This is a genomic window from Bradyrhizobium sp. Unk1 (assembly GCF_059512345.1).
In genome coordinates, this window is record NZ_JCAMOP010000024.1 from 77,668 (window position 1) to 97,645 (window position 19,978).

Sequence of the window (19,978 nt, forward strand, 5' to 3'; positions counted from 1 at the left end):
CACGGCTCATCATTCGCCGGCGCGTTGCGGCGTGCTTGTCTTGCGGCTTGTCTTGCGTCTTTTCTGGCAACCCAGTGCGCGCGAAATCGCTTCGCGGCATGAAACGCCCGCGGCGCCACGACCTGAAACGCCATCGAGGCAACGCCGGCGACAAATCCCTTCACCACGTCAAAAGCGAAATCGGGTCCAAAATACTCCCACATGACCCTGCATCCTTCTTCGCGAAGGCGCCGCCGGGCAGTCGTGGGCTGACATCAAAAATGGAAAGGCCCCGTCCGTCACCGGCGGGGCCTCAAGAAAAATCCCTGCACGCGCCATTGCGCGCACGCGAAATCTCTCGGTTCACCCGCTCATGGTGGACACGATGAAAGAGCTGCAAAGCATGGCCGTGCGATTGAAAACGTCCATAGCGATCATCCCGAAATTGCCAAATGCCGACCCACACGGTGCGCATCGCCGAGCGGCGCACGAGGGTCTGGTGTCGGAGCCACTGAAGCAGACCTCAGGGCTGCCGTCTGTGTGCCATTTCACAACTACCGGAAGACATTTATAAGGCATGATGAGCAGGCGTGGCCCGCAGGAAGGACCGCCATGAACGGCAATCGCTACTACGGGGTTCGGGTCGAGGGCGCCAAATACGGCGTGGGTTTTGGGTCCGCACTCGCCATCGCAATCTCCTACACCAACAATCATTCGATCCTGTGGGCGATCATCCACGGGATCTTGGGCTGGCTTTACGTGGTCTATGTCGCCCTGTTCGGGTGACGACGAATGCGCGAGGATCGATCTCGCCAACCACGAGATCGATGACGCGGATGGGGCGAGCATGGTCTCGCGCGCAGGACGGTCAAGACCGGGCAGGATGGCCTTGCCGGTGCCCGGCAAAATCTCACCACATGGCCGCCACGCAAGCGACAACCCACAATCGCGATTTCAGCGCAAACACGACGGAGGCTTGCGGCTTCAGCGATATTCGGGAGCCATTTGCAATGTTGGGTACGATCGAAAATAAGCCAAGGGGAAAATCCGGCCGGCGCGGCGCGAAGAAAAAGCCCGGGCAACGGACCGGGGCCGGCGAGCAACACGCAACTGCGGCCCATCAATTGCCGGATGCCTCGGCGGAGATCAGCCAAGAGACTAAGCAAGAGACTAAGCAAGAGAACAAGCAAGAGACCAGGCAACAGCACAGCCAAGAGACCGAGCAAGAGATAAGACAAGAGACGAGCCGAGAGATCAGTGCGCAGGCCCCCTCGGCTGCGGCCTTGCCTGGCGAGGCTTCCGGGATGGAGATCGCTGCAAGCGCGCCCGTCGCACCGGTGGAACCCGCCCAGGCCAGCACGCAGGCGATTGCCGATGCCTATAGCGACTACACGAGGACGTCGCTTGAGCACGCCTGGACCTTCCTGGGAAAGCTCGCGACGGCGCGCTCACCCGTCGAGGCCTTTGAGCTTCAGATGGAGTACGCGAAACAAGTGTGCGGATCGTTGATCGCCGAATCCCGGAAAATCACCGAGTTGCATGGACAGTTGACCAGACAAAGGGTCATGCATTTTGAGGGGTTCGTGGCCAAGCTCACCCAGACGACGCTCGAAATCCGCGCGACACGTCACTAACGACAGCTGCGTATTCCGACGCCGCGGGGCCGGAAGACGCATGAGCCAGCGAGCGTAGCCCGGATGGAGCGTAGCGAAATCCGGGACCGGTGTACCTGGTGGCAACATCCGGATTGCGCTTCGCTCCATCCGGGCTACGAACTCCAGTTCGGTGTCGGGCCTCGATCCGCCCGCCCCCACCCCCGCCATAATTTCTCCTTCGCACGCGCGTTGTGTTGGACAACGGTGAGGCCTATCCTTCCGACGATCGGACTGCCGCACTCCCATTGACGCCCGACTGGATGGAGCGCGCATCGGTGCCTGAAGCGAACGACCCCAAGGCTGACGAACCCAAGCCTGACGACCCCAAGCCTGAGGCCTACAAGCCTGAGGCCCACAAGCCTGAGGCCCACAAGCCTGATGCCGCCAAGCCGGACGAGGTGCGCGCCGATGGCGGGCTGGCGCGGGCCTATGACCAGATCAAGAGCGCAGAGCAGGACCTTGCGCGGCTGGACCGGCTGGTTTCCGGAATGGAACGCGGCAGCGAAGGCCCGCGGGCCCCGCAAGCCAGCGCCGGTGCGAAGGCAGCCGAGACTCCCAGGGACGCAGCGCCGTCACCGGATAGCAGGGGTCGCAATCAAGGCCTGAAGGGAGATCGGACCATGCTGCGTGCCTTGGTTGGCCTCGTGCTGGCGATCGGCCTTCTCGGTGCCGCCTTTGCTTCGCAATATCGCGATGAGGCCAAATCGATCATGGCGCGATGGGCTCCGCAGGCCGTGAGCGAACCCCGGCGAGCGTCCGCGGTCGAAAGTCCGGCGCAGCCGCCGGCCGTGCAACTGGCTGCTGCGGATGAGCCTGGTTCGTTGCCCGCACCGCCGCTCGGCAAGGAAACGGAAAGCGCTCCAAAACCTGACGCTGCAAGACCTGACGCGCCAAGAACGGGCGCCACGGCGCCTGACCAGTCATCGTCCGATCTCGCGCAATCGCTCAAGACCATCACGAGCGAGCTTGCGAGCATCAACGGAAAGCTCGAGCAACTGAAAAGCCGCAACGAGCAGGCGCTGCGCGAGCAGGCCGACACCATTCAACGGCTCAAGGCGGCGCAGGAGAAGGATGCGGCGGACAATGCGCGCCTCGCCGCACAGGTCCAGGCGCTGCAAACGCAACCGACGACGTCATCCGCGCCCGCACCCGCGAAACCCGCCGTGCGGAGCGTGACGAGCAACGAGACGGCGGCGCCCGCACGGCCGCACGTGCAAGCGGCCGCACCTCGGCGGCCCAGGCCTCCGCCACGAGGACCCTGGATGCCCCCGCCCTATATGGGCGACCCCTACGGATACGGCGATCCGGATTGGTGAGCCGTCAGCGTTCTCGGCCACATCTGTGCGAGGTCACGACGGGCCTCGGCATGTCCGGCCACGTCGCGTCCGCGTCCGCCTTGCGGCGGTTCAGATGACGTCTGGGACTCCGGCAAACGGGCTTGTTTCCCGTCCGTGCGCGATTGGCTTTGAAGCCCAGCCCGCAGGATGGGGGCGCGAGCGCTCACCCCATCCTGCGAACGACGCTCTACGCCCGCCTCACCGTACCTCGTACACCGACACTTTCGCGATCTCGGTCGGTTCGGGCTCTTCCGTCGCAAGCTCCTCGTTGCAGGACTCGCCGACCGAGACGTCCTTCATCCTGCGCTTGACCTCCTCGCACGTCTTGCGGACGTCTTCCGTGAAGAGCGCGCATTCCTCGATGCGCTTGAAGATCTTCCGCCCCTCGTCGCGATACCCCGCTGCCGTCTCGCGCATGAAGGCAATCGCATCATGGACCTGGACTGTCAGCGCCTCGCATTTTCGCGCGGCATCGATCAGCTCGGCGCCCATGGCCTCGATCTCTTTTGCAGCGGACTCATAGTCACGAATGACCGCCTCTGCACTGAGCGCGCCCACCCGCGTGACCCCCTCGGTGTGCTCGACGTAATCGGGCAGCGCAATGGAAGCAATCGAGCTTCCCGTGCGCACCGATGCAATGTCGGCCTCGAGCTGGACCAGGTTTACTCCTTCACGTCTGCGCAATTGTTCAACACTTGCCATGATTGACCCTCCCAATACGCACCCCGAACCCTAAACGGGACCGAGTGTATTACGTGGATAAGCGGCCTTACCAATCAGATATGTCGTTGACAGTCGCAACTTTGCCATTTTTGCGCAGTTGCCGCCGTAGCACGCAACGATGATGGATGTCATCAGCGCTCAACCTCTCCTGGTTGCGGTTCGCGAAGGTGATAGATTTCGCAGGAATCCCCCCATCAACTTCGCTAGATGATGTATTTCGCAAGGCCTCAACTCATCCACGCGCTCCCACCAGACCCATGCCTAGGAAAAGCAAGAGCCTCCTCCCCCGCCTTCGCGGCGTCCGGCGAGGCGCGCGGTGGGCACGAAAGAGGTTCGCGCGCGCACCGCGGGCGGTCCGGATCGCGGGCAGCGTGGCGATCCTGCTTGCGGCCGCAGCGCTTCTGAACATCGTCTATCAATTGGTCCGCAAGCCGACCGAGCTGTTCGTCTTCGTCGGCAATGCGCTGGACAAGGAGCCGGCCGAGAACTGGCGGCAATACGGGCCGCTGTTCCGAAGCTTTTCCACCGCGACGATCACGCCCGAATTGCTGGCCGCGCTGGCGCAGGTCGAGAGCTCGGGCAATCCGGTGGCGCGCACCTATTGGCGCTGGCGATTGAGCCTCAATCCGCTCGCGATCTACCGGCCCGCCTCCAGCGCCGTCGGCCTCTACCAGATGACCGATCCGGCTTATGCCGACGCCGCACGGTTCTGTGTCCGCGGCAACGCGGTCACGGAGACCGGCTGCGGGTTCACGGGCCTCTACACCCGCGCGATCCCGAGCCACGCCATCGAGCTGGCCTCGGTGTATCTCGACCGCAACGTGGCTGATGTTCTCGCCCGCGCGGGCGATGTGAAGGCAAGCGCGCAGCAGAAGCAGGATCTGGCCGCCTTCATCCATCTCTGCGGCGCCGGTCCCGCCACAGCCTATGCGCGCCGCAAATTTCAGATGATCGCCGACGAGCGCTGCGGCGATCACTCGGTTGCGGCTTACATCTCCAGAGTCAACGCGATGAAGCGGCAGTTCCTGCGGCTATCGGCGGATGACGGCAATTAGCTCGGGAGATGGTTCCGAGCAGTCAGCCCGTCCCTTGCACCAGCCTGGACATTCATAGTCGCGAGGGCGCGTGCTTCAGCGGGCTGGCCGGCACTTTGAGGCGCGTTGATATCCTTCCAACATTCATCGCTTTGATGGACTGCGAGAATGTTGATGTCGAGCGCCATAAACCGGTAGCCATTGTCCTTGAGCCATCCTTGTAGGAGCGCGCTTTCCGCCGTGCGCTTGCGCCCTACCTGATCTTCGCCAGGCACTCCTTCAGCCGCTCCAGCTCGGAACGAACCTGCGCCTCCATCGCGTCCTGCAATGCGAGTATGCCCCTGCTGGACAATTCGGCGGAGGCCTTTCGGTCCAGATTCTGCTTCCAGTCCCGGATTGCCTGCTTCGTGGCCCTTTGCGCCTCCGACGTCGCCTTGAGGTACTCCTTCATGCAGGCGTCGGCCATGGAGCACGTCTGGCACTCCTGGGCGGCGGCCGGGCTTGAAAAAAGCAAGGCGAGTATCGTGGTAAGGACCTTCATGCCGATTCCTCCCCCCGGGAGCATAGCACGTCTCGGGGATGCCTCGAGGAGCAGCGCGCAGGATGGGAGGAGTGCTTGCGAAACCCATCGGGCCGCGACAGCTATCGATCGGTTTCGCTTCCGCCTTCGCGCTTCGAGCTACGGCGGACAAGTCGCTCTACGCTATTCCGTTCCGCGTCCGTCCACGGCCTTCACCACCAGTACGGCCACCGCCATCCCTCATAGCGGACCCATGACGACACATAGGGCGGACCGTTCGGATCGACCCGGTCGTCCTCAGGGCGATAACGATATCGTGGAACAATGTAGTAATCCCACGGCGTCGGCCTGAGCACGGGCGCCGTGACGATAAGCCTCTGCTGTGGCTCGCGAACCACCTGCGCCTTCCGCGTCCGCGCTTCAGCGCCTGATATCCCGAGGTTGCACAGCACCAGGGCCGTTCCGAGCGCACACGCGGCGGTGATGATCTTCATGCGTTGGTCTCCTTCCCTGGAAGAGTGCAAAAGGACGCAAGGCAAGGCAAGCTAAATTCGCTCGCGCTACGTGCGCGCGCGGCGCAGAGCCTCCTCGAGCTTTTTCCTTTGCTTGTCCCACCGGCCCTGCTCGGCCTCGGCGCGTTCGTCGAGCGCGGCCCGCTCGGCTTCGATCGCCTCCGCCTTCGCGTCGTACTCCCGCCTCGCTGCGTCCAGCGCCGCCTGGGCCGTGGCAACCGCCTTGTCTCGGCGCACTCGCTGCTTGGCGCGCTCCTTGGCGCGGGCGGCCTCTTCCTTGCGACGCTCGGCGTCTCGCCGCCGCTCTTCCTTCTCGAACGCCGCGGCGGCTTTGCGCGCGTCTTGACCGTCAATCTTGCGTGACTGTGTTGTTGCGCCCTTGGCCGGACGCTGCTTCGACTCGGATCTGGACTCGGATTTGGGTTTGGATTTTGGCTTGGCCTCACCGTCGACGAGATCGGTCGGCAGCTCGGCGCTCTCGCTGAACGGGCCATCGGAGCCGACCGGACGCCTGAGCACGACGCCCGGGCTCGCCATGGTCGCGGCGACGATGTCGGGGTCGTCGGTCTCCTTCGCGGCGCCCTGATGGAAGAGATTGGAGCTGGCGCCCCAGGCCTCCAGCGCCGCCTTCATCGAGGGTGCGGCGACAGCCTGGTCGTAGAAGCCGAGCGAGGTCTGGTAGGTCTTCAGTTTTCTCTTCAGGTTTTTTGGCATGTCGCCCCGCGGCCCCGGCGACGCACCTCTCCGTCGCACCGGCGCCACCATGCCATAGTGCCCCTGTTTTGCCCGACGAGTCAAATTTTATTCGGGATCGCCGAAATCGATCCGGGATAAGCGACGACCCAGATTGCCGACGGATCGACACAATATTCGGTCTCGCAGCCCCCTGAAGTCATGCGTGTTTTCTACGGTGCATGGGGTTGTTTTCGACATTTTTGCCGGGCGGACGATTCCGCGAGGTGTGCCCCCTACGCGTCGACGTCTTCAGGCGCCGGACCTGCCACGAGCCCGTCGAGACCGACCATCAGCAAATCGGCGATGTGCATCAGCTGGTAGAGCGGAATGTCGGCCTCGCCGTTCTCGGCCAGCGCCAGGAAGTCGGGCGTGACGCCGATGCGCTCGGCCAGCTGAGCTTCGGTGTAGCCGCGGGTCTCACGCGCCGCTCTGACGCGCGCACCGATCCCGAGCCGGTGCCGGGACTGCTCGTCCGCGGTCATCATGACGGCCTGCTCGTCCGGGCTCGCATAACCCTCGGCGAACGCGCTGCCGATCAGTCTCCCCTTGCGCCAGGCGACGCGGCAGTCCTTGCGCAGTCCGCTGCTGAAGACCAGCGTGAACTGCTCGGCGACCCATAACGACGAGTTGAGTTGCAGGCGAGCGCCGGTGCCGGAGACATCGCGAATCGTGCAGGGCACGCTGACGATGCTGCCGGTGCCGTTGTCGAACTCGACAATCCCGGTTCGCAACGTGTGATGTCTGACGGCGGCGCGATGCTCGCTCATGATCTGGACTCCGTAAGCTTGCGGCAGCGTCGAACGGCGTATCCGACGCATCCGTATGATCAGGACATGGATACCGCGGAATTTTTCTCGAACTCCTAAGGTTCCAGCGCTTCAACCGGGACCGGACGCCATGGTAAAGGATTTGCTCCCAATCCATCTTTTCCGGCGGAATGCGTGCGGCGCGCCCGTGACGGGCGACGAGGCAAGCGATGACCGAACCGATGAAATGCCCGAACTGCCAGTCCGAGCACGCCTATCAGGATCGCGATCTCTGGGTCTGTCCCGAATGCGCCCATGAATGGCGCGCTGCGGGCGATGCGGCCGCGCAGGCTCCGCAGGAGGCCGGCGTGCGCGATGCGCATGGCAATGCGCTCACCGATGGCGACAGCGTCATCGTGATGAAGGACCTCAAGGTCAAGGGGGCGTCGTCGGTCGTCAAGGGCGGCACCAAGGTCAGGAACATCCGCCTCCAGGACGCCACCGACGGCCACAATATCGCCTGCAAGATCGACGGCATCGGCGCGATGAATTTGAAATCGGAGTTCGTGAAGAAGGCCTGAGCCGCCCGCGTCCGCTCGAGCTATTCCTCCAGCAGCGCGTCATACCCTTTCGTGCTGAATGCCAGCAGGCAAAAGCCGTGGCCGAACGGATCGGCCAGCATGGCGATCCGGCCATAGGGCGCATCGCACGCAGGCGCCTCGAGGGTCGCACCGGCGGCAAGTGCACGCGCGACTGCGGCATCGACGTCGTCGACGACGACATCGATATGCAGCGGCGTCCAGTGCCGCTCATAGCGGCGGCGGTCGCTACCGGCGCCCGGCGTGCCGGCCTGCTTGGTCAGAAGACACAGCGGCGCAGGCCAGCCCAGCAGCTCGACGAAGTCGGTGCCGAAGCGGCGGCCGACCGTCAGGCCGAAGGCGGCGGTGTAGAAGGTGGTCGCTTGCGCTGCGTCGGGAACGTCGATGTTGAGCAGGATGGTCATGACGGGCAGCGTAGCCTGGATGGAGCGGGAGCATAATCCGGGATGTTGCCGCACCTTTCGGTCGCGCTACGCGATCACCGCTGCCGCTGGGCCAGATAGAACCCGCACAGCACCGTGACCAGACCCGCCGCCTGCATCATCGTCGGCGGCTCGCCGAGCAGCAGCCAGCCGACCAGGAGCGTCAGTGCCGGCACGCAGGCCGGGAACACGGCGGCGCGGGCGACGCCGAGGCGCTGGACCGAGACGGCGAACAGATAAAGCGCGGCGGGGCCGGCGAGCACGCCCTGCGCCAGCGCCTGAATGGCATTCTCGGTCACGCCGATCGCCGCGACATGGGCGAGACCGACGGTGGCGAGATAGATCGGCAACAGCAGCAGCGACAGCACGTTGATGACGAGCGCGGCCGATACGGCGGAGACGCGCCAGTGCCGCAGCAGCGCGCCAAAACCGGCGAACATGAATCCGGTGAGCACGAAGATCAGATCGCCGAGCACGCCGTCGGCTCCGATATGCCCGATCGATTCCGCGCCGATCACGCAGAGCCCGCCGACGATGACCAAGGCGCCGGCAAGGCGCGAGGCGGAGATGTGCTCCTTCAGCACGACCGCGGCGAGCAGGAGGCCGCCGAGCGTCGCGCAGGAGGGCTGGATCACGCTGCCATGGCCGAGCGGCACGAGCTGAAATCCTGTGTAGGAGATCAGCGACATCACGGGACCGCCGAGCACCATCAGCACAAGGCCCCTGCCCCAGCCGATGCCGCAGAGATCACCGATTCCGGCGCGCGCAACCAGCGGCAGGAACGCGACGCCCGACCAGACATAGCGATGCACGAGCAGGTCGACCGGGGTGAAACCGACCTTGAGGCCGTGCCGCGTGCCGACAAAACCCAGTGCCCAGAACAGCGCAGCCGACAGGCCGCAGACGACGCCGAGCAACGCCGGCGCCGCATCGTTCTTCTGAATGAGAGCGTCAGCGCCGCTCGTTCGCTGATCCATCGGCAAGCCTTATGTCAGCGCGTGGACCGCCTCAACCCACGCCGTTGCAGGTCTGGCACGCGGCGTAGCCCGGATGGCGCGCACCCAATCATCATGCCTCCTCGCCGAACACCATCCGCCATCCCTTGCGCGTGTCCATGTATTCCCGCACTTCGCGAATGCGGTCCCCGGCCACCGTGAACACGAAGCAATAGTCGTTCTCGTAGGGCTTGCCGCCAGGGAGCGTGGCACGCATCCGCTCCTCCACGATCACGACATCGCCGTCGGCGTAGACGCCGCGGAAGGCGATATCGACCTCGGAAAACATCCTGTGCATCTCCTGCGCGATGAAACGCGCGATCGCTCGCGCGCCCACCATGTGATCGGTGTGATCGAGCGCGACGGCGGTGGCGTTGCCCTTCGGCGCGATCCATTCGGCATCGTCGGTGAACAGTGCGGCGATGCGGCCGGCATCGCGCGACGAAAAGGTCTTCCAGGCGTTGAGGACGATGTCTTTCGGGTTGGTCACGGTGCGCTCCTGAACTGGCATTGAGGGGGCTTGCATTGAGGGCCGCCTTCTAGGCCGGCATGCGCGTCGCGGCTCGCCACAATCGGACTCGGTCATCCCGCGGCCCTTCCGCCCGCGCGGGCATGCGTTATCATCCGGCCATGCTGAGTTTTGACGATTGCAACGCCGCGCGCCTGCGCAGGGATCCCCGCTATGACGGCCGCTTCTTCACCGCGGTGAAGACCACGGGCATCTATTGCCGCCCGGTCTGTCCGGCCAAGCAGCCGCTGACGCGCAACGTCGTCTATTACCCGACGGCGGCCGCGGCCGAAGCCTCCGGCTTCCGGCCCTGCCTGCGCTGCCGCCCCGAAACCGCGCCGTTCTGCCCGGCCTGGAACGGCACGCGTTCGACGGTCGCGCGCGCGGTGAAGCTGATCAACGAGGGCGCGCTCGATGACGATTCGGTGGTGACGCTCGCGATGCGGCTCGGCATTTCCTCGCGTCACCTGGCGCGCTTGTTCGAGCGCCATGTCGGCGCGACGCCGCAGCAGCTTGCCAAGACGCTGCGCGTCCAGCGCGCAAAACGCCTGCTCGATGCCGGCGAACACACCATGACCGACATCGCGTTTCACGCCGGCTTCGGCAGCCTGCGGAGATTCAACGCCGCGTTCGCCGAGCTCTACGGAAGATCGCCGTCCAGCCTGCGCTCATCGAAGCGTGCGTAGCTCGAATCGAGCTGCGCAAGTTCGCTCAGAAAAATCCGGGGCTGAGATCGAGCCCATAGGTCAGGCTCAGCACGAACACGAACAGCGCGGCGGCTGCGAACAATGCGAGATGCCTGAGAATAAACGCGCGCGGCGAAGTGGTGGCAATAACGGCTTTCTGCGCAACGGGCATGACGGCTCCATTATGAAAACGATTTTTGGCCGCCAATAAGCGGCGCCCGCATCAAGCGCCGCGATCTGCAAAGCAACTATTAAAGAGATCACACTCGTCTTGAACGGCCGTACACAACCGGCGCGCGACGGCGATTTTTCTTGCCGCAACTTTCTCAACCCGCGCACGGCTGCGCCAGATCACGTCTCACCTCTCAAAAAAAGACCGCACTCCCGAAAGAGAGCGCGGTCCGTGCAGGCTCGGGAGGAGACGACTGCTTCGTGTTGTCTTCAGACGATTGAGATCAGCGGGCCGTGCCCGTCGTGACGTCCGCGGTCTTGACCTTGCGCGGCGTCAGCACGCGGGCCTGGTGGACCGAGGCGACCGTGGTCGGCACGGTTGCCTGCTGCACGACATGCGCGGCACCAAGCACGCGCACCTGCAGGGGGGAGACCGGAAAACCGTTGGCCTCATAGGTCGGCAGTTCGGCGGCGAAAGCCGCGGTGCTGCCCGCGATCGTCAGGATGGCGGCGGCGATCGACAGAGTCTTCTTGTTCATTGGTGATGCTCCTGAGTGGAAGGTTCGGAGCACATTTAAGTGCAATTTGCTGCATTGCGACATGCACTGTTGCATCGCAACAACGTGCCCACTGCATGGCAATATGTTTAATGCGCACAAGCGCTTGGTCGAAGCCCCGCCGGACGCGACATGACACTTTTGTGAGCCGCGGTCAGCCGCCAAGCGCTGCCCGTGTCCCCGCAGCCTATTTCAACGCCGTCGCCAGCGATTGCAGCTTTGCGACGAGATTGGTGCCGAGCGCATAGATGATCTCGATGATCGCCAGCGCGATACCGGCTGCAATCAGGCCGTATTCGATCGCGGTGGCGCCGGATTCATCGGCGGCAAATTCGGTCAACAGGCATTTCAATTTCACAACTCGCATCCTTCCAACTCTACCGCACGTTGCCGGCGCGGAAGAGATACCAAGCCGCAATCCAAGATTGAGTAAATTCAATCCCTTCAATTTGATGACAATGAATGGCTGCTGCTTTTCAGCCACTTGCCGCCCCTGAAACCGCAGGGAACTCGCGTTGCACCTCGGCAACACCCGCCCGAAAAGCCCCGTTTCGCCCATTTGCGCCATTGCGCCGCCACACCATCCTCCGAACAATTGACGCGTCGCGTGCCTGACTATGCAAGATTGGTTCGAACAGAACCGTTTGGAGGCAGGGATCATGAATGATCGGCGGTCTCTTCTGGTGGCGGTCTCGTGCCCCTCGGCCGTTCTCGCCGGCTGGCTGGTGCTCTCCCTGTCCGCCTCCGCTCCAGCCCTCATCGAGAAAAGCAGCGCCAATGCTGCCGCCGCGTCGCGCGCGAAAGATCTTGGCCGGCTCGAGCTCGCCGACGTCCCGCATGCTGCGGCCATCGAGGATGGCATCGCCCTGACCGCCGATATCGCGGCCACAGTCGCTGCGACACCGAATCCGGATCCGGCCCCCGAGGCCGCAACAGCCGAGATGCCCGCCGCCGTCATCAAGCTCGCCTCGGCCGATCCGGCGCTGATCTTGCCGGCGGAGGCACCGCCGGCGCTACAGATTTCACCTGAACCCGCGCCCGTCCTCAGCGAGGCTGCACCGGCAGAAGCCGCACCGGCGCCGGAGCCCGTGGTCAAGCTCGCATCCGCCGATCCCACCGAGATTGTGCCGACAGATGCGCTGTCGCCCGCGGCGATCGCGACCGGCCCAGAGCCTGCCGCGAGCAAGCCGTCGCCGCCGGCCGACACCGTCGCCGTGCTCGATGAGTGCTTTGTCATGGACGCCTGCATCGACCGCTATCTGTGGACGCTCTATCAGCGCACCGCGAAGGAGGATTCGATCAAGGTCGAGGACCGCCGCCCCGTCACCATCAAGCGCAGGGGCAAGATGATCACGGTGATGCGCAGCTTCACAAAGCTGGTCGATCAGGATTTTGGCTGGAAGGATCCGAAGGCGGCCGAGCGCGCCAGCATGCCGATGATGGATTACGTCATCGGCGGCATGGACAAGAGCTTCAAGCGAAAGCTGTTTCGCATGATGCTCGCAGCCGAGGCCGCCGGCCTGTCGCCGGGAATCACCAGCGCGTTTCGCGACGACTACCGCCAGTCGATCGCGAGCGGCCTGAAGGCCGCCTCCGACCGCTCCTATCATGGCGGCAGCACCCGCGGTGGCTACGGCCATGGCATGGCGGCCGACATCGTCAGCACCCAGGGCAACAACCGCGCGCAGCGCTGGGTCTCGACCGAAATCCTGTGGAAGTGGGTTGACGCCAACGGCAAGGCGTTCGGCATCGGCCGGCCCTATCTCGGCCGCGATCCGCCGCATGTCGGCCCGGTCGACGGCCAGGAATACCTCTCGAAGCGTGGCACGGGAGACCGCAAGGAAGCGGCCAACGTGAAGTCCAAGAAGGTGACGCGGGCCGCGGCCCACGCAAAGCTGCGAAAGACACACGCCGCGCGCGAGCAGAAGAGTTTGGCCAAGCCGCAGAAGTCGGCGCAATCGGCCGGCAAGCGCGCGACCTGACCCCTGTTACGGCTTCCGCCCGGGGATCGGCAGCGGTACGAGGCGCATCTCGGCGGTGCCTGCGTCTTGCGTGCGCACCAGCACCGCAAAGATGGTTTCGACCGCAAGCCGCACCGCCGCCTGCATCGCCTTGCCCTTGGCCAGATGCGCCGCAATCAGGCCGGTGAGCAGATCGCCGGTGCCTGAGGGGCGGATCGGCAACCGCGGCGTCGCAAAGCGCGACAGCTGGCCGTCGGCGCACAGGACCGTCTCCACCTGCCCTTCTGCCGTGTCAGCGAGCGTGCAGCCGGTAGCGACGACGTCGATGCGACGTTGCCCCGCCAATGCAGTGCATGCCGCGCGCAGGCTCTGCGTGTCCGCGATCGTGACGCCCGACAGCAGCTCGAGCTCGAACTGGTTAGGCGTGGTCAGGTTGGCGGCCGGCAGCAGCCGGTGCTGCACCACGTCCAGAATGCCGTCGGCGACATAGACACGGCCGTCATCGCCGATCACGGGATCGCAGAGATAGACGAGTTTCGAATTCCGCGTCAGCGCCCGCTCGACGAAATCGGCGATCACCTCCGCATTGCCGGGGGAGCCGAGATAACCGGTGACCAGCACCGCGGCCTCGTCGACAAGGTCGCGCTCCTCGACACCTTTCAGGAGATCGGCGACGAGCTCGGTCTCGAGCACCCGCCCGCGCAACGTCGGATAACGCGGATGGTTCGACAGCAGTGTCGTCGGCACCGCCGCGACGTTCACACCCTCCGCCTGCATGGCATAGGCGGCCGCGCTGTTGCCGACATGGCCGTGGACCACCTGGCTTTGAATGGAGATGACGAGCATGCAGAGGTCCGTAGGGTCAAATGCTGAGCGAAGCAAGCGTAGCAGGAACGGCTCGCGTAGCCCGGATGGAGCGAAGCCTAATCCGGGGTTCTCAGATCGCGGCATGAATCCCGGATTACGCTGCGCTCCATCCGGGCTGCAAGTTTAGAGCATCTCATACCCCAGCCCCGGCCGCAGCGCCTGCATCTTCCGCGCCAGCCGCCGGTGCCCCGTCTCCTCCGACCGCGCCAGCCGGTCAGCGACCGCGACATGGTCCGCATCGCTCTTGTGCTGATTGAGCTTGGCCTGTCCCTCGACCGTGTCGACCACGAGATCGACGACCCGGATCGCAGCCAGCATGCTCTCGCGCTTGCTTGGCTCCATCTGCGCGAGGTCCCAGGGCTGCTTCGGCAACCGCGCCTCGGACACCGCAAGCAGCGCATCGCCATGCCCGCGGTTCTCGTCCAGTTCGCGCAGATGCGCCACGCCCGACAGGTGCACGGCCTCGTAGAGCCAGGTCGAGACATTGTCGCGCGAAAAATACCAGTCGTTGGAGACGTAGGCGTCGTCGCCGGCAACGATCAGCAGGAAGCGCCGCGTGCCGTCCGCAAGGGCAACCAGCGGATTCTTGGCGGTGAAATGGATCTGCACGAACACCTGCCCGTCGCGCTGGTCCAGCACGAACGGCACGTGCGAGGCGCGCGGACCGTGCTCGTCCGCCGCGACGATCATGCCGAAGCCGCGTTGCCCGGCAAATTCCAACGCACGCTGCTCCTCGATGCGAAACTGGGGGCGAAGCAGATGCATGGCGCGGCGCTCGATGGCTCGAATAGGGGACGGCGAGCGAAGGCTAACCCATGACCTGGCAAAATCTGAAGAATAATCGGCCCGCAAACGCAGATGTCAGGAATGATCTCCGCGTCGTGCAAGCTCTTCGAGATAGGCACAGAACATGTCGGCCAGCCCATCGGCATGGCGCACGATCTCCGCCTCGCTGCGGGACGTCTCCGAGAACCGCTTGCCGATCTCGCTCAATGTCGTCTTGATCAGCTCCCCGGCGAGTTCGCGCGACGCCTCGGGGGCCTCTGGCAGCGCCTCGCGCATGAAGATCGCGACGATGCCCTCGCCGGCTGCTCGCGCCTCCTGTGCCTCGGGCGCATCACGATAGAGCGGCGCGGCATCGCTGAGCGCGCTACGGATCGCGGCCTCCTCGCATTCAGAGCGAATGAAGGGGTGGACCAGCGCGCGCAGCCGCGCCGGCGGCGGCTTCGTCGGGTCCGCCAAAATGCCGCGCAGGAGCTCGCTTGTGCTCCGCCACTCATCGCTCTGGAGACGGAACAGGATCGCCGCCTTGTTCGGAAAATATTGGTACAGCGATCCGACGCTCACCCCGGCCCTCTCCGCCACCCGCGCGGTGGTGAATCGCTGCGCACCCTCCTTCGCCAAGACCTGAACAGCGGCGTCCAGAATAGCCGCGACCAGCTCGTTGGAGCGGGCCTGTTGCGGCTGTTTTCGTGAGGAAACTGAACGGCTTCGACGATCGGCCATGGTGCGCTCGGGGTATGCGAATAGGAAATGCGACGAATTAGTCGTATTTCAATTCACACGCAAGCACGCGTATTGCCGCGAACTCTGGAGACACCAAATGAGTACCCCTACTATCACCTCGCTTGCGCCGTTGCTGGATCGCCTGTTCGACGAGGACGAAGCAGCACGCGGCGCAACGCGAGCCGCCTTCGCCCACCTGACCGACGCCGACCGCGCACGGTTGATGCGAAGCAAGACCGACTACCGCGATCTCTATTCACGCCTGAAGGACGCACCGCTCGCGGTCTCTCGCGAGACCGGTCACCTGCTCTACATGCTGGCGCGCAGTTCGCGCGCCAAGGTGATCGTCGAATTCGGGACCTCGTTCGGCATCTCGACCCTGCACCTTGCCGCAGGCTTGCGCGACAATGGCGGCGGCCGCCTCATCACCAGTGAGTTCGAGCCGTCCAAGGCGGCGCGGGCGCGGGACAACCTCTCGGCCGGCGGACTGATCGATCTCGTCGAAATCCGCGAGGGCGATGCGCTGAAGACGCTCAGCGCCGATCTGCCCGACACGATCGACCTCGTGCTGCTCGACGGCGCCAAGGCTCTCTACCCGGAGATCCTCGATCTGGTCGAAGGCCATCTCAAGCCGGGCGCGATCATCGTCGCCGACAACGCCGACGACAGCCCCGACTATCTCGCGCGCGTACGCAGGCCCGCAAGCGGCTACATGTCCACGCCCTTCGCCGACGACGTCGAGCTTTCCGTGCGGATCAGCTAACGCTGCATAAAATCGACACTCTGAGCCGTCGTGCGATCTGTCGCGCGGCGGCTTCGTCTTCTCGGCGAAACAGCTAAAACTCCGGCAAGCCGCCGCCGACAGGCTCCGCCCTGTCGCAGGCTCGTCACTCACACGTGATAATCCCACCCGCCAAAAGCCATGTTCCGCGTGCTAAACATACCTACCGCGCGGTATCTTTCGCGCGCCACATCTGAGCTCGCCATGACCGCCGCCTTCAATGCCTACTCCGCGCTTGCCCTCGCCATCGTCTTCGAGGTGACCGCGTCCGCCTTCCTGCAGCAGTCCGCGCAGTTCACGCGGCCATGGCCGACGCTGGCCATGGTGCTGTTCTACGTCGCCTCCTTCTACGCGCTGTCGGTCGCGATCCGGGTCATTCCGCTCAGCATCGCCTATGCGATCTGGGGCGGCGTCGGCATCATCCTGACCGCCACCGTCTCCTTCGTGCTGTTCCGCCAGATGCTGGACGCCGCAGCCTTCGTCGGCATCGGACTGATCGTGTCAGGGGTCGTAGTCATCAACCTGTTCTCGCAGACGACGGCGCATTGATGCCGGCCAGCGCCTACACCCGCGCCAAGCAACCCGAGCAGGTCCGGCGCGCCCTGCTCGACCATGCCGCGGCGATCGCCATGGATCACGGCGTATCGGGGATCACGGTGCAGGCGGTGGCAGCGGCGGCCGGCGTCACTAAGGGCGGGCTGTTCCATCATTTCGGCAGCAAGCAGGCGCTGATCGAGGGCCTGTTCGCCGATCTCCTTGCCCGTGTCGATGCCGAGATCGACGCCGCGATCGAAGCAGACCCGAAGCCGCGCGGCAGCTTTACGCGGGCCTATGTCAATGCGGTCTTCACCGGCAAGGCCTTCGGCTTTGCGACGCCCTGGGCGACGCTGAGCATGGTCGTCGTCACAGATCCGTCCCTGCGCCGGCTCTGGAACGACTGGATGAAGGCGCGCCTGAAGCGCCATCGCACCAATGACGCAGCGCCCGAACTCCACGTCGTGCGCCTGGCCGCCGACGGCGCCTGGCTGTCCTACATCACGACGGGACAGACGCGCATGGGCGCGGACTTGCGTGCCGTGCACGACCGCCTGATCGCACAGACCTATCGGCGCGGATAGCCGGAACGACAGCTATTGGCTCTGTACTGCCTTGGGCGGACGCGGCGCGGATTTGGCCGGCTTTGCACCGGACGTTGCTCCGGACTTGCCCGCCGCGCGCGGCGGCGGTCCGTCGACGGACTCCAGGTACGCGGCGAGTGTCTTGGCGGAGTCGGCACTGGTCGCGTAATGGTCCTTCAGGAACCAGGTGAGCGTCAGGCTGAAGCGCCCTTTCGCCAACCCCCGCGGGCTGCGATGGCAGGTCGCACAGCCGTCCGCGAAAAGCTTTGCGGGCGCCTTGCCGGCATCGAGATTTTGCGCGGACGCGACCGTCACCGTCAGCGCCGCGGCGGCGAGAGTCAGCAAGGGCGCGATCACATCGCGCCCCGGTCGAAACAGCGAAATCAATGTCGTCCCCCAGAGCGTTTTCGAGCGAAGTGGATTCCGGTTCGCGTAAAGAAAACGCGTCAAAAGAAGAATCGGCTCCGTCGCGCGGTCACGCCGCCAATAGCTGATCGAATTCGGGCGGAGTATAGGCCTTGCCGTCCGGGTCGGTGATGACGACCTTCCATCCCTCGCTCGCCCACACTTTTGCCTTCGCCACGATGAGCAACCGGCTCTCGCGGGCAAAACTGCACTTCTCATTGTCGCGTTCTGCGACCATCTTATAGGCCAATGCGCATCCCCTTGCGTCGTCCTGCACCCGCTCCCTCGTGGCAGCGGGCTTTGGCGGCAATTCGCCGGGAGCGTGGCAATTTGGTGCCATCGACGGCAGCATTGTGCCTTGGTTCCAACTGAGCGAGGGAGATTGATCGTGCGCCGCATCAAAAATGCGATTCTGCTTGTCGCGGGCTTGCCTGGCGTGGCGCTGCTTACCATCGCACCTGCGCGGGCGCAGACCTACGATCCGCGCTATCCCGTCTGCATCGAAATTTACACCATCGACGGCAGCAGCATCGATTGCAGTTTCACGTCGATCGCGCAGTGCGCCGCGACTGCTTCCGGGCAGTCCGCCCAGTGCTACGCCAACCCTTATGCCCTGCGGAGCCGGGCACCGGGCCCGAGTCCATCGCCGCCGCGACGGAACCGTTAGGGGATCGCGATCCGCTTAGTGGACGCGGATGATATGGGGACGGCCGAGATCAATCAGCCCCTGCACCGCCGAGAGGCGGTCGTCCAATGCTGCGATGGTCAGCAGCAGATTGTTGCGGCGCTCGTCGAGCATGCCCATCTCGGCACCGGTGAGCTTCGTGCTCGTCCGCTCCTTGTGAATCCCGTCGAGGGATTTGCGCAGCCCGGCGATCAGGCTGGACAGTTGTTTGGCCTCCTTGGTCATCGACCGCTTCGCGACATTTTGGCGGCGCGTCTCCGCCTGGCTCTGTCTCATCATCATCCTCCCGTTGCCCCGCTGCCCCGAGTGGATGCTTACAGCTTTGAGTACACATATTACGATCGATGAAATCTGCCCGCGAAGAACTTTCTTAAATTAGACGGGCCGGGAACCCGAGGGCGCGCCAACAGAAAGCCCGGCACGAAGGCCGGGCCTTCTTGGCGATGTCAGTGTTTCTGGTGACCGCCACCAGGCCCGCCAGCCGGCGCGCCGCCGCCGCGCGGAGCGGCATTCATATGCGGAGCGCCACCGCCGCCGTGCGGCATCGCAGGTGCTGCCGCGCGCGGCGCCGGCATCTGCGCACGCGCATTCATCGGCGAACCGTGGCTCACATTCGGCTGAGCCATGTGCGGCGCTGCAGGACGTGCGACAGGCGCGGCCGAGACACGCGGCGCGTCGTGCGCGCGGGCCATCGGCTGTGCACGCGCCGCGCGGCTTTGTGTCTGCTCGTGCATCATGCGCGCCTGTGCATCACGCGGATTGCGGGTTTGCACATTGGCGCGTTCATGCGCGATGCGCTCGCTCCGTCCGGCGCGGGTCCGGTCGGCCGTGACCACAGCGTCGCGCTTCGCGATCACAGCGTCGCGTTTCGCGATCGCGGCGTCACGCTTGGTCATCGCGGCGTCATGCCGTGCGGCCCCAGCGTCACGCCCGGAGATCACGGCGGCGCCCCTGTCGCCCTTGCCGCGCACACCCTCGCGTCCCAGCGCAATTGCGGCGTCATGCGTCGCCGCACGGCCGATGCGGGCCGCACGCGGATCGATCGTCATCCGCGCCGCAACGTTCTGATGCGAGGTCCAGTAATTATTCCAGTAGGCGTGGCGTCGATAAAAGGGACGCCCCTCGTAATAGTTCGACCAGTACGAGGTCAGCACGAACGGAACGATCGGCACATCGATCTGGTCGGCGTAGTCAGGCAGATAGACGTAGTGATTGCGGTAGAGATATTCGAGATATTGCGACGACACCCAACCGCGATCGTCGGAGAAGCTCACGTCGCACCAGGCATTGCCGCGCAGGCAGCCATGGATGTTGACGCGGGCGCCCTCGGGAACGCGGTCGACCAATGGAAAGCCCGGCCCCGGCCCGGCGCGCAAGCCGGTCGATACCGTGACGACTCCCGGCGCGGCCAGCGCGGCCGTCGGGGCAAGCAACAATGCTGCAACTAAAGCGGTTCTGAGTCTCATGGCGAATTCC

General features: G+C 64.6%; 29 protein-coding genes. 11 read left to right on the forward strand and 18 right to left on the reverse strand.

Translation table 11 applies throughout. The features are described from left to right. Positions 1-591: 591 nt before the first annotated feature. The 3 genes from AC5ZFO_RS28060 (at position 592) to AC5ZFO_RS28070 (ending at position 2,950) form a co-directional block, all read left to right on the forward strand. Positions 592-765: a hypothetical protein gene (locus AC5ZFO_RS28060; protein ID WP_166096372.1), complete on the forward strand. Its 174-nt coding sequence runs from the start codon at positions 592-594 to the stop codon at positions 763-765. Between the two features lie 131 nt (positions 766-896). Then, entirely contained in the window at positions 897-1,613 is a 717-nt protein-coding gene (locus AC5ZFO_RS28065; protein ID WP_282519511.1) for a phasin family protein, read from the forward strand. Positions 1,614-1,894: 281 nt separating this feature from the next. Beyond that, positions 1,895-2,950: a hypothetical protein gene (locus AC5ZFO_RS28070; RefSeq protein WP_282519597.1), complete on the forward strand. Its 1,056-nt coding sequence runs from the start codon at positions 1,895-1,897 to the stop codon at positions 2,948-2,950. 219 nt (positions 2,951-3,169) lie between these two features. On the opposite strand, the gene AC5ZFO_RS28075 is transcribed toward AC5ZFO_RS28070, so the two are convergent. Then, positions 3,170-3,673, reverse strand: coding sequence for a hypothetical protein (locus AC5ZFO_RS28075; RefSeq protein WP_282519512.1), 504 nt, complete (start codon positions 3,671-3,673; stop codon positions 3,170-3,172). A 278-nt stretch (positions 3,674-3,951) separates the two neighbouring features. On the opposite strand from AC5ZFO_RS28075, the gene AC5ZFO_RS28080 reads away from it, so the two are divergent. Further along, entirely contained in the window at positions 3,952-4,749 is a 798-nt protein-coding gene (locus AC5ZFO_RS28080; protein WP_282519513.1) for a transglycosylase SLT domain-containing protein, read from the forward strand. A 232-nt stretch (positions 4,750-4,981) separates the two neighbouring features. Here the strand turns inward: AC5ZFO_RS28080 and AC5ZFO_RS28085 are convergent, their stop codons facing one another. From AC5ZFO_RS28085 to AC5ZFO_RS28100, 4 genes are all read right to left on the reverse strand, one after another. Next, a complete protein-coding gene (locus tag AC5ZFO_RS28085) occupies positions 4,982-5,269 on the reverse strand; it encodes a hypothetical protein (RefSeq protein ID WP_282519514.1) in 288 nt (95 codons plus the stop codon). A gap of 191 nt (positions 5,270-5,460) precedes the next feature. Next, a complete protein-coding gene (locus AC5ZFO_RS28090) occupies positions 5,461-5,742 on the reverse strand; it encodes a hypothetical protein (RefSeq protein WP_071914421.1) in 282 nt (93 codons plus the stop codon). 66 nt (positions 5,743-5,808) lie between these two features. Next, positions 5,809-6,474: a cell envelope biogenesis protein TolA gene (locus AC5ZFO_RS28095; protein ID WP_282519515.1), complete on the reverse strand. Its 666-nt coding sequence runs from the start codon at positions 6,472-6,474 to the stop codon at positions 5,809-5,811. Positions 6,475-6,728: 254 nt separating this feature from the next. Next, complete coding sequence (locus AC5ZFO_RS28100; protein ID WP_282519516.1) at positions 6,729-7,262, reverse strand: helix-turn-helix domain-containing protein; 534 nt, start codon at positions 7,260-7,262, stop codon at positions 6,729-6,731. Positions 7,263-7,471: 209 nt separating this feature from the next. Between AC5ZFO_RS28100 and AC5ZFO_RS28105 the strand changes: the two genes are divergently transcribed. Continuing rightward, positions 7,472-7,822, forward strand: a complete 351-nt coding sequence (locus tag AC5ZFO_RS28105) for a zinc ribbon domain-containing protein YjdM (protein ID WP_282519517.1) — start codon at positions 7,472-7,474, stop codon at positions 7,820-7,822. A gap of 20 nt (positions 7,823-7,842) precedes the next feature. On the opposite strand, the gene AC5ZFO_RS28110 is transcribed toward AC5ZFO_RS28105, so the two are convergent. The 3 genes from AC5ZFO_RS28110 to AC5ZFO_RS28120 all read right to left on the reverse strand — a co-directional run bounded on the left by AC5ZFO_RS28110 (position 7,843) and on the right by AC5ZFO_RS28120 (position 9,747). Continuing rightward, positions 7,843-8,244 (reverse strand): VOC family protein, encoded by a 402-nt coding sequence (locus tag AC5ZFO_RS28110; RefSeq protein ID WP_282519518.1) that lies wholly within the window; start codon positions 8,242-8,244, stop codon positions 7,843-7,845. Between the two features lie 74 nt (positions 8,245-8,318). Next, positions 8,319-9,239 (reverse strand): DMT family transporter, encoded by a 921-nt coding sequence (locus AC5ZFO_RS28115; protein ID WP_282519519.1) that lies wholly within the window; start codon positions 9,237-9,239, stop codon positions 8,319-8,321. Between the two features lie 91 nt (positions 9,240-9,330). Continuing rightward, the gene (locus AC5ZFO_RS28120) at positions 9,331-9,747 is read right to left on the reverse strand and encodes a nuclear transport factor 2 family protein (RefSeq protein ID WP_282519520.1); all 417 of its coding nucleotides are present in this window, start codon (positions 9,745-9,747) and stop codon (positions 9,331-9,333) included. Between the two features lie 122 nt (positions 9,748-9,869). Between AC5ZFO_RS28120 and AC5ZFO_RS28125 the strand changes: the two genes are divergently transcribed. Next, positions 9,870-10,451: a bifunctional transcriptional activator/DNA repair enzyme AdaA gene (locus AC5ZFO_RS28125; RefSeq protein ID WP_282519521.1), complete on the forward strand. Its 582-nt coding sequence runs from the start codon at positions 9,870-9,872 to the stop codon at positions 10,449-10,451. A 25-nt stretch (positions 10,452-10,476) separates the two neighbouring features. On the opposite strand, the gene AC5ZFO_RS28130 is transcribed toward AC5ZFO_RS28125, so the two are convergent. The 3 genes from AC5ZFO_RS28130 to AC5ZFO_RS28140 all read right to left on the reverse strand — a co-directional run bounded on the left by AC5ZFO_RS28130 (position 10,477) and on the right by AC5ZFO_RS28140 (position 11,531). Beyond that, positions 10,477-10,623: a hypothetical protein gene (locus AC5ZFO_RS28130; protein WP_167541704.1), complete on the reverse strand. Its 147-nt coding sequence runs from the start codon at positions 10,621-10,623 to the stop codon at positions 10,477-10,479. Between the two features lie 283 nt (positions 10,624-10,906). After that, positions 10,907-11,161 carry a hypothetical protein gene (locus tag AC5ZFO_RS28135; protein ID WP_282519522.1) on the reverse strand — a complete coding sequence of 85 codons (255 nt, stop codon included), beginning with the start codon at positions 11,159-11,161 and terminating at the stop codon, positions 10,907-10,909. Between the two features lie 205 nt (positions 11,162-11,366). Beyond that, the gene (locus AC5ZFO_RS28140; protein ID WP_028169565.1) at positions 11,367-11,531 is read right to left on the reverse strand and encodes a Flp family type IVb pilin; all 165 of its coding nucleotides are present in this window, start codon (positions 11,529-11,531) and stop codon (positions 11,367-11,369) included. A 307-nt stretch (positions 11,532-11,838) separates the two neighbouring features. On the opposite strand from AC5ZFO_RS28140, the gene AC5ZFO_RS28145 reads away from it, so the two are divergent. Continuing rightward, positions 11,839-13,161 carry a hypothetical protein gene (locus tag AC5ZFO_RS28145; protein WP_282519523.1) on the forward strand — a complete coding sequence of 441 codons (1,323 nt, stop codon included), beginning with the start codon at positions 11,839-11,841 and terminating at the stop codon, positions 13,159-13,161. Positions 13,162-13,167: 6 nt separating this feature from the next. On the opposite strand, the gene pdxY is transcribed toward AC5ZFO_RS28145, so the two are convergent. The 3 genes from pdxY to AC5ZFO_RS28160 form a co-directional block, all read right to left on the reverse strand. Beyond that, positions 13,168-13,986, reverse strand: a complete 819-nt coding sequence (gene pdxY / locus AC5ZFO_RS28150) for a pyridoxal kinase (protein ID WP_282519524.1) — start codon at positions 13,984-13,986, stop codon at positions 13,168-13,170. Between the two features lie 144 nt (positions 13,987-14,130). Beyond that, positions 14,131-14,772: an FMN-binding negative transcriptional regulator gene (locus AC5ZFO_RS28155; protein ID WP_282519525.1), complete on the reverse strand. Its 642-nt coding sequence runs from the start codon at positions 14,770-14,772 to the stop codon at positions 14,131-14,133. A 96-nt stretch (positions 14,773-14,868) separates the two neighbouring features. Continuing rightward, entirely contained in the window at positions 14,869-15,513 is a 645-nt protein-coding gene (locus AC5ZFO_RS28160; RefSeq protein ID WP_282519526.1) for a TetR/AcrR family transcriptional regulator, read from the reverse strand. Positions 15,514-15,610: 97 nt separating this feature from the next. Between AC5ZFO_RS28160 and AC5ZFO_RS28165 the strand changes: the two genes are divergently transcribed. The 3 genes from AC5ZFO_RS28165 to AC5ZFO_RS28175 all read left to right on the forward strand — a co-directional run bounded on the left by AC5ZFO_RS28165 (position 15,611) and on the right by AC5ZFO_RS28175 (position 17,412). Beyond that, a complete protein-coding gene (locus AC5ZFO_RS28165; RefSeq protein ID WP_282519527.1) occupies positions 15,611-16,276 on the forward strand; it encodes an O-methyltransferase in 666 nt (221 codons plus the stop codon). Positions 16,277-16,498: 222 nt separating this feature from the next. After that, positions 16,499-16,843, forward strand: a complete 345-nt coding sequence (locus AC5ZFO_RS28170) for a DMT family transporter (RefSeq protein WP_282519528.1) — start codon at positions 16,499-16,501, stop codon at positions 16,841-16,843. Then, entirely contained in the window at positions 16,843-17,412 is a 570-nt protein-coding gene (locus AC5ZFO_RS28175; RefSeq protein ID WP_282519529.1) for a TetR/AcrR family transcriptional regulator, read from the forward strand. Before AC5ZFO_RS28170 ends, AC5ZFO_RS28175 begins: the two co-directional genes overlap by 1 nt. Positions 17,413-17,424: 12 nt before the next feature. Here the strand turns inward: AC5ZFO_RS28175 and AC5ZFO_RS28180 are convergent, their stop codons facing one another. Further along, positions 17,425-17,799: a hypothetical protein gene (locus AC5ZFO_RS28180; RefSeq protein WP_282519530.1), complete on the reverse strand. Its 375-nt coding sequence runs from the start codon at positions 17,797-17,799 to the stop codon at positions 17,425-17,427. Between the two features lie 88 nt (positions 17,800-17,887). Beyond that, positions 17,888-18,094, reverse strand: a complete 207-nt coding sequence (locus AC5ZFO_RS28185) for a hypothetical protein (protein WP_167768232.1) — start codon at positions 18,092-18,094, stop codon at positions 17,888-17,890. Between the two features lie 111 nt (positions 18,095-18,205). On the opposite strand from AC5ZFO_RS28185, the gene AC5ZFO_RS28190 reads away from it, so the two are divergent. Further along, positions 18,206-18,484: a DUF3551 domain-containing protein gene (locus tag AC5ZFO_RS28190; protein WP_282519531.1), complete on the forward strand. Its 279-nt coding sequence runs from the start codon at positions 18,206-18,208 to the stop codon at positions 18,482-18,484. Between the two features lie 15 nt (positions 18,485-18,499). On the opposite strand, the gene AC5ZFO_RS28195 is transcribed toward AC5ZFO_RS28190, so the two are convergent. Together AC5ZFO_RS28195 and AC5ZFO_RS28200 are read right to left on the reverse strand one after the other, a co-directional pair. After that, positions 18,500-18,727: a hypothetical protein gene (locus AC5ZFO_RS28195; RefSeq protein ID WP_224580733.1), complete on the reverse strand. Its 228-nt coding sequence runs from the start codon at positions 18,725-18,727 to the stop codon at positions 18,500-18,502. A 221-nt stretch (positions 18,728-18,948) separates the two neighbouring features. Then, entirely contained in the window at positions 18,949-19,968 is a 1,020-nt protein-coding gene (locus tag AC5ZFO_RS28200) for an SH3 domain-containing protein (RefSeq protein ID WP_496122844.1), read from the reverse strand. Positions 19,969-19,978 lie beyond the last annotated feature (10 nt).

Excerpts from the sequence above, each read along its gene's own strand:
- AC5ZFO_RS28075 (WP_282519512.1), bottom strand. The coding sequence starts at position 3,673 with ATGGCAAGTGTTGAACAATTGCGCAGACGTGAAGGAGTAAACCTGGTC.
- AC5ZFO_RS28115 (WP_282519519.1), bottom strand. The coding sequence starts at position 9,239 with ATGGATCAGCGAACGAGCGGCGCTGACGCTCTCATTCAGAAGAACGAT.
- AC5ZFO_RS28170 (WP_282519528.1), top strand. The coding sequence starts at position 16,499 with ATGACCGCCGCCTTCAATGCCTACTCCGCGCTTGCCCTCGCCATCGTC.
- AC5ZFO_RS28080 (WP_282519513.1), top strand. The coding sequence starts at position 3,952 with ATGCCTAGGAAAAGCAAGAGCCTCCTCCCCCGCCTTCGCGGCGTCCGG.
- AC5ZFO_RS28175 (WP_282519529.1), top strand. The coding sequence starts at position 16,843 with ATGCCGGCCAGCGCCTACACCCGCGCCAAGCAACCCGAGCAGGTCCGG.
- AC5ZFO_RS28135 (WP_282519522.1), bottom strand. The coding sequence starts at position 11,161 with ATGAACAAGAAGACTCTGTCGATCGCCGCCGCCATCCTGACGATCGCG.
- AC5ZFO_RS28100 (WP_282519516.1), bottom strand. The coding sequence starts at position 7,262 with ATGAGCGAGCATCGCGCCGCCGTCAGACATCACACGTTGCGAACCGGG.
- AC5ZFO_RS28145 (WP_282519523.1), top strand. The coding sequence starts at position 11,839 with ATGAATGATCGGCGGTCTCTTCTGGTGGCGGTCTCGTGCCCCTCGGCC.
- AC5ZFO_RS28095 (WP_282519515.1), bottom strand. The coding sequence starts at position 6,474 with ATGCCAAAAAACCTGAAGAGAAAACTGAAGACCTACCAGACCTCGCTC.
- AC5ZFO_RS28160 (WP_282519526.1), bottom strand. The coding sequence starts at position 15,513 with ATGGCCGATCGTCGAAGCCGTTCAGTTTCCTCACGAAAACAGCCGCAA.
- AC5ZFO_RS28125 (WP_282519521.1), top strand. The coding sequence starts at position 9,870 with ATGCGTTATCATCCGGCCATGCTGAGTTTTGACGATTGCAACGCCGCG.
- AC5ZFO_RS28165 (WP_282519527.1), top strand. The coding sequence starts at position 15,611 with ATGAGTACCCCTACTATCACCTCGCTTGCGCCGTTGCTGGATCGCCTG.
- AC5ZFO_RS28070 (WP_282519597.1), top strand. The coding sequence starts at position 1,895 with ATGGAGCGCGCATCGGTGCCTGAAGCGAACGACCCCAAGGCTGACGAA.
- AC5ZFO_RS28110 (WP_282519518.1), bottom strand. The coding sequence starts at position 8,244 with ATGACCATCCTGCTCAACATCGACGTTCCCGACGCAGCGCAAGCGACC.
- AC5ZFO_RS28200 (WP_496122844.1), bottom strand. The coding sequence starts at position 19,968 with ATGAGACTCAGAACCGCTTTAGTTGCAGCATTGTTGCTTGCCCCGACG.
- AC5ZFO_RS28065 (WP_282519511.1), top strand. The coding sequence starts at position 897 with ATGGCCGCCACGCAAGCGACAACCCACAATCGCGATTTCAGCGCAAAC.
- AC5ZFO_RS28155 (WP_282519525.1), bottom strand. The coding sequence starts at position 14,772 with ATGCATCTGCTTCGCCCCCAGTTTCGCATCGAGGAGCAGCGTGCGTTG.
- AC5ZFO_RS28085 (WP_282519514.1), bottom strand. The coding sequence starts at position 5,269 with ATGAAGGTCCTTACCACGATACTCGCCTTGCTTTTTTCAAGCCCGGCC.
- AC5ZFO_RS28130 (WP_167541704.1), bottom strand. The coding sequence starts at position 10,623 with ATGCCCGTTGCGCAGAAAGCCGTTATTGCCACCACTTCGCCGCGCGCG.
- AC5ZFO_RS28195 (WP_224580733.1), bottom strand. The coding sequence starts at position 18,727 with ATGACCAAGGAGGCCAAACAACTGTCCAGCCTGATCGCCGGGCTGCGC.
- AC5ZFO_RS28060 (WP_166096372.1), top strand. The coding sequence starts at position 592 with ATGAACGGCAATCGCTACTACGGGGTTCGGGTCGAGGGCGCCAAATAC.
- AC5ZFO_RS28090 (WP_071914421.1), bottom strand. The coding sequence starts at position 5,742 with ATGAAGATCATCACCGCCGCGTGTGCGCTCGGAACGGCCCTGGTGCTG.
- AC5ZFO_RS28105 (WP_282519517.1), top strand. The coding sequence starts at position 7,472 with ATGACCGAACCGATGAAATGCCCGAACTGCCAGTCCGAGCACGCCTAT.
- pdxY (WP_282519524.1), bottom strand. The coding sequence starts at position 13,986 with ATGCTCGTCATCTCCATTCAAAGCCAGGTGGTCCACGGCCATGTCGGC.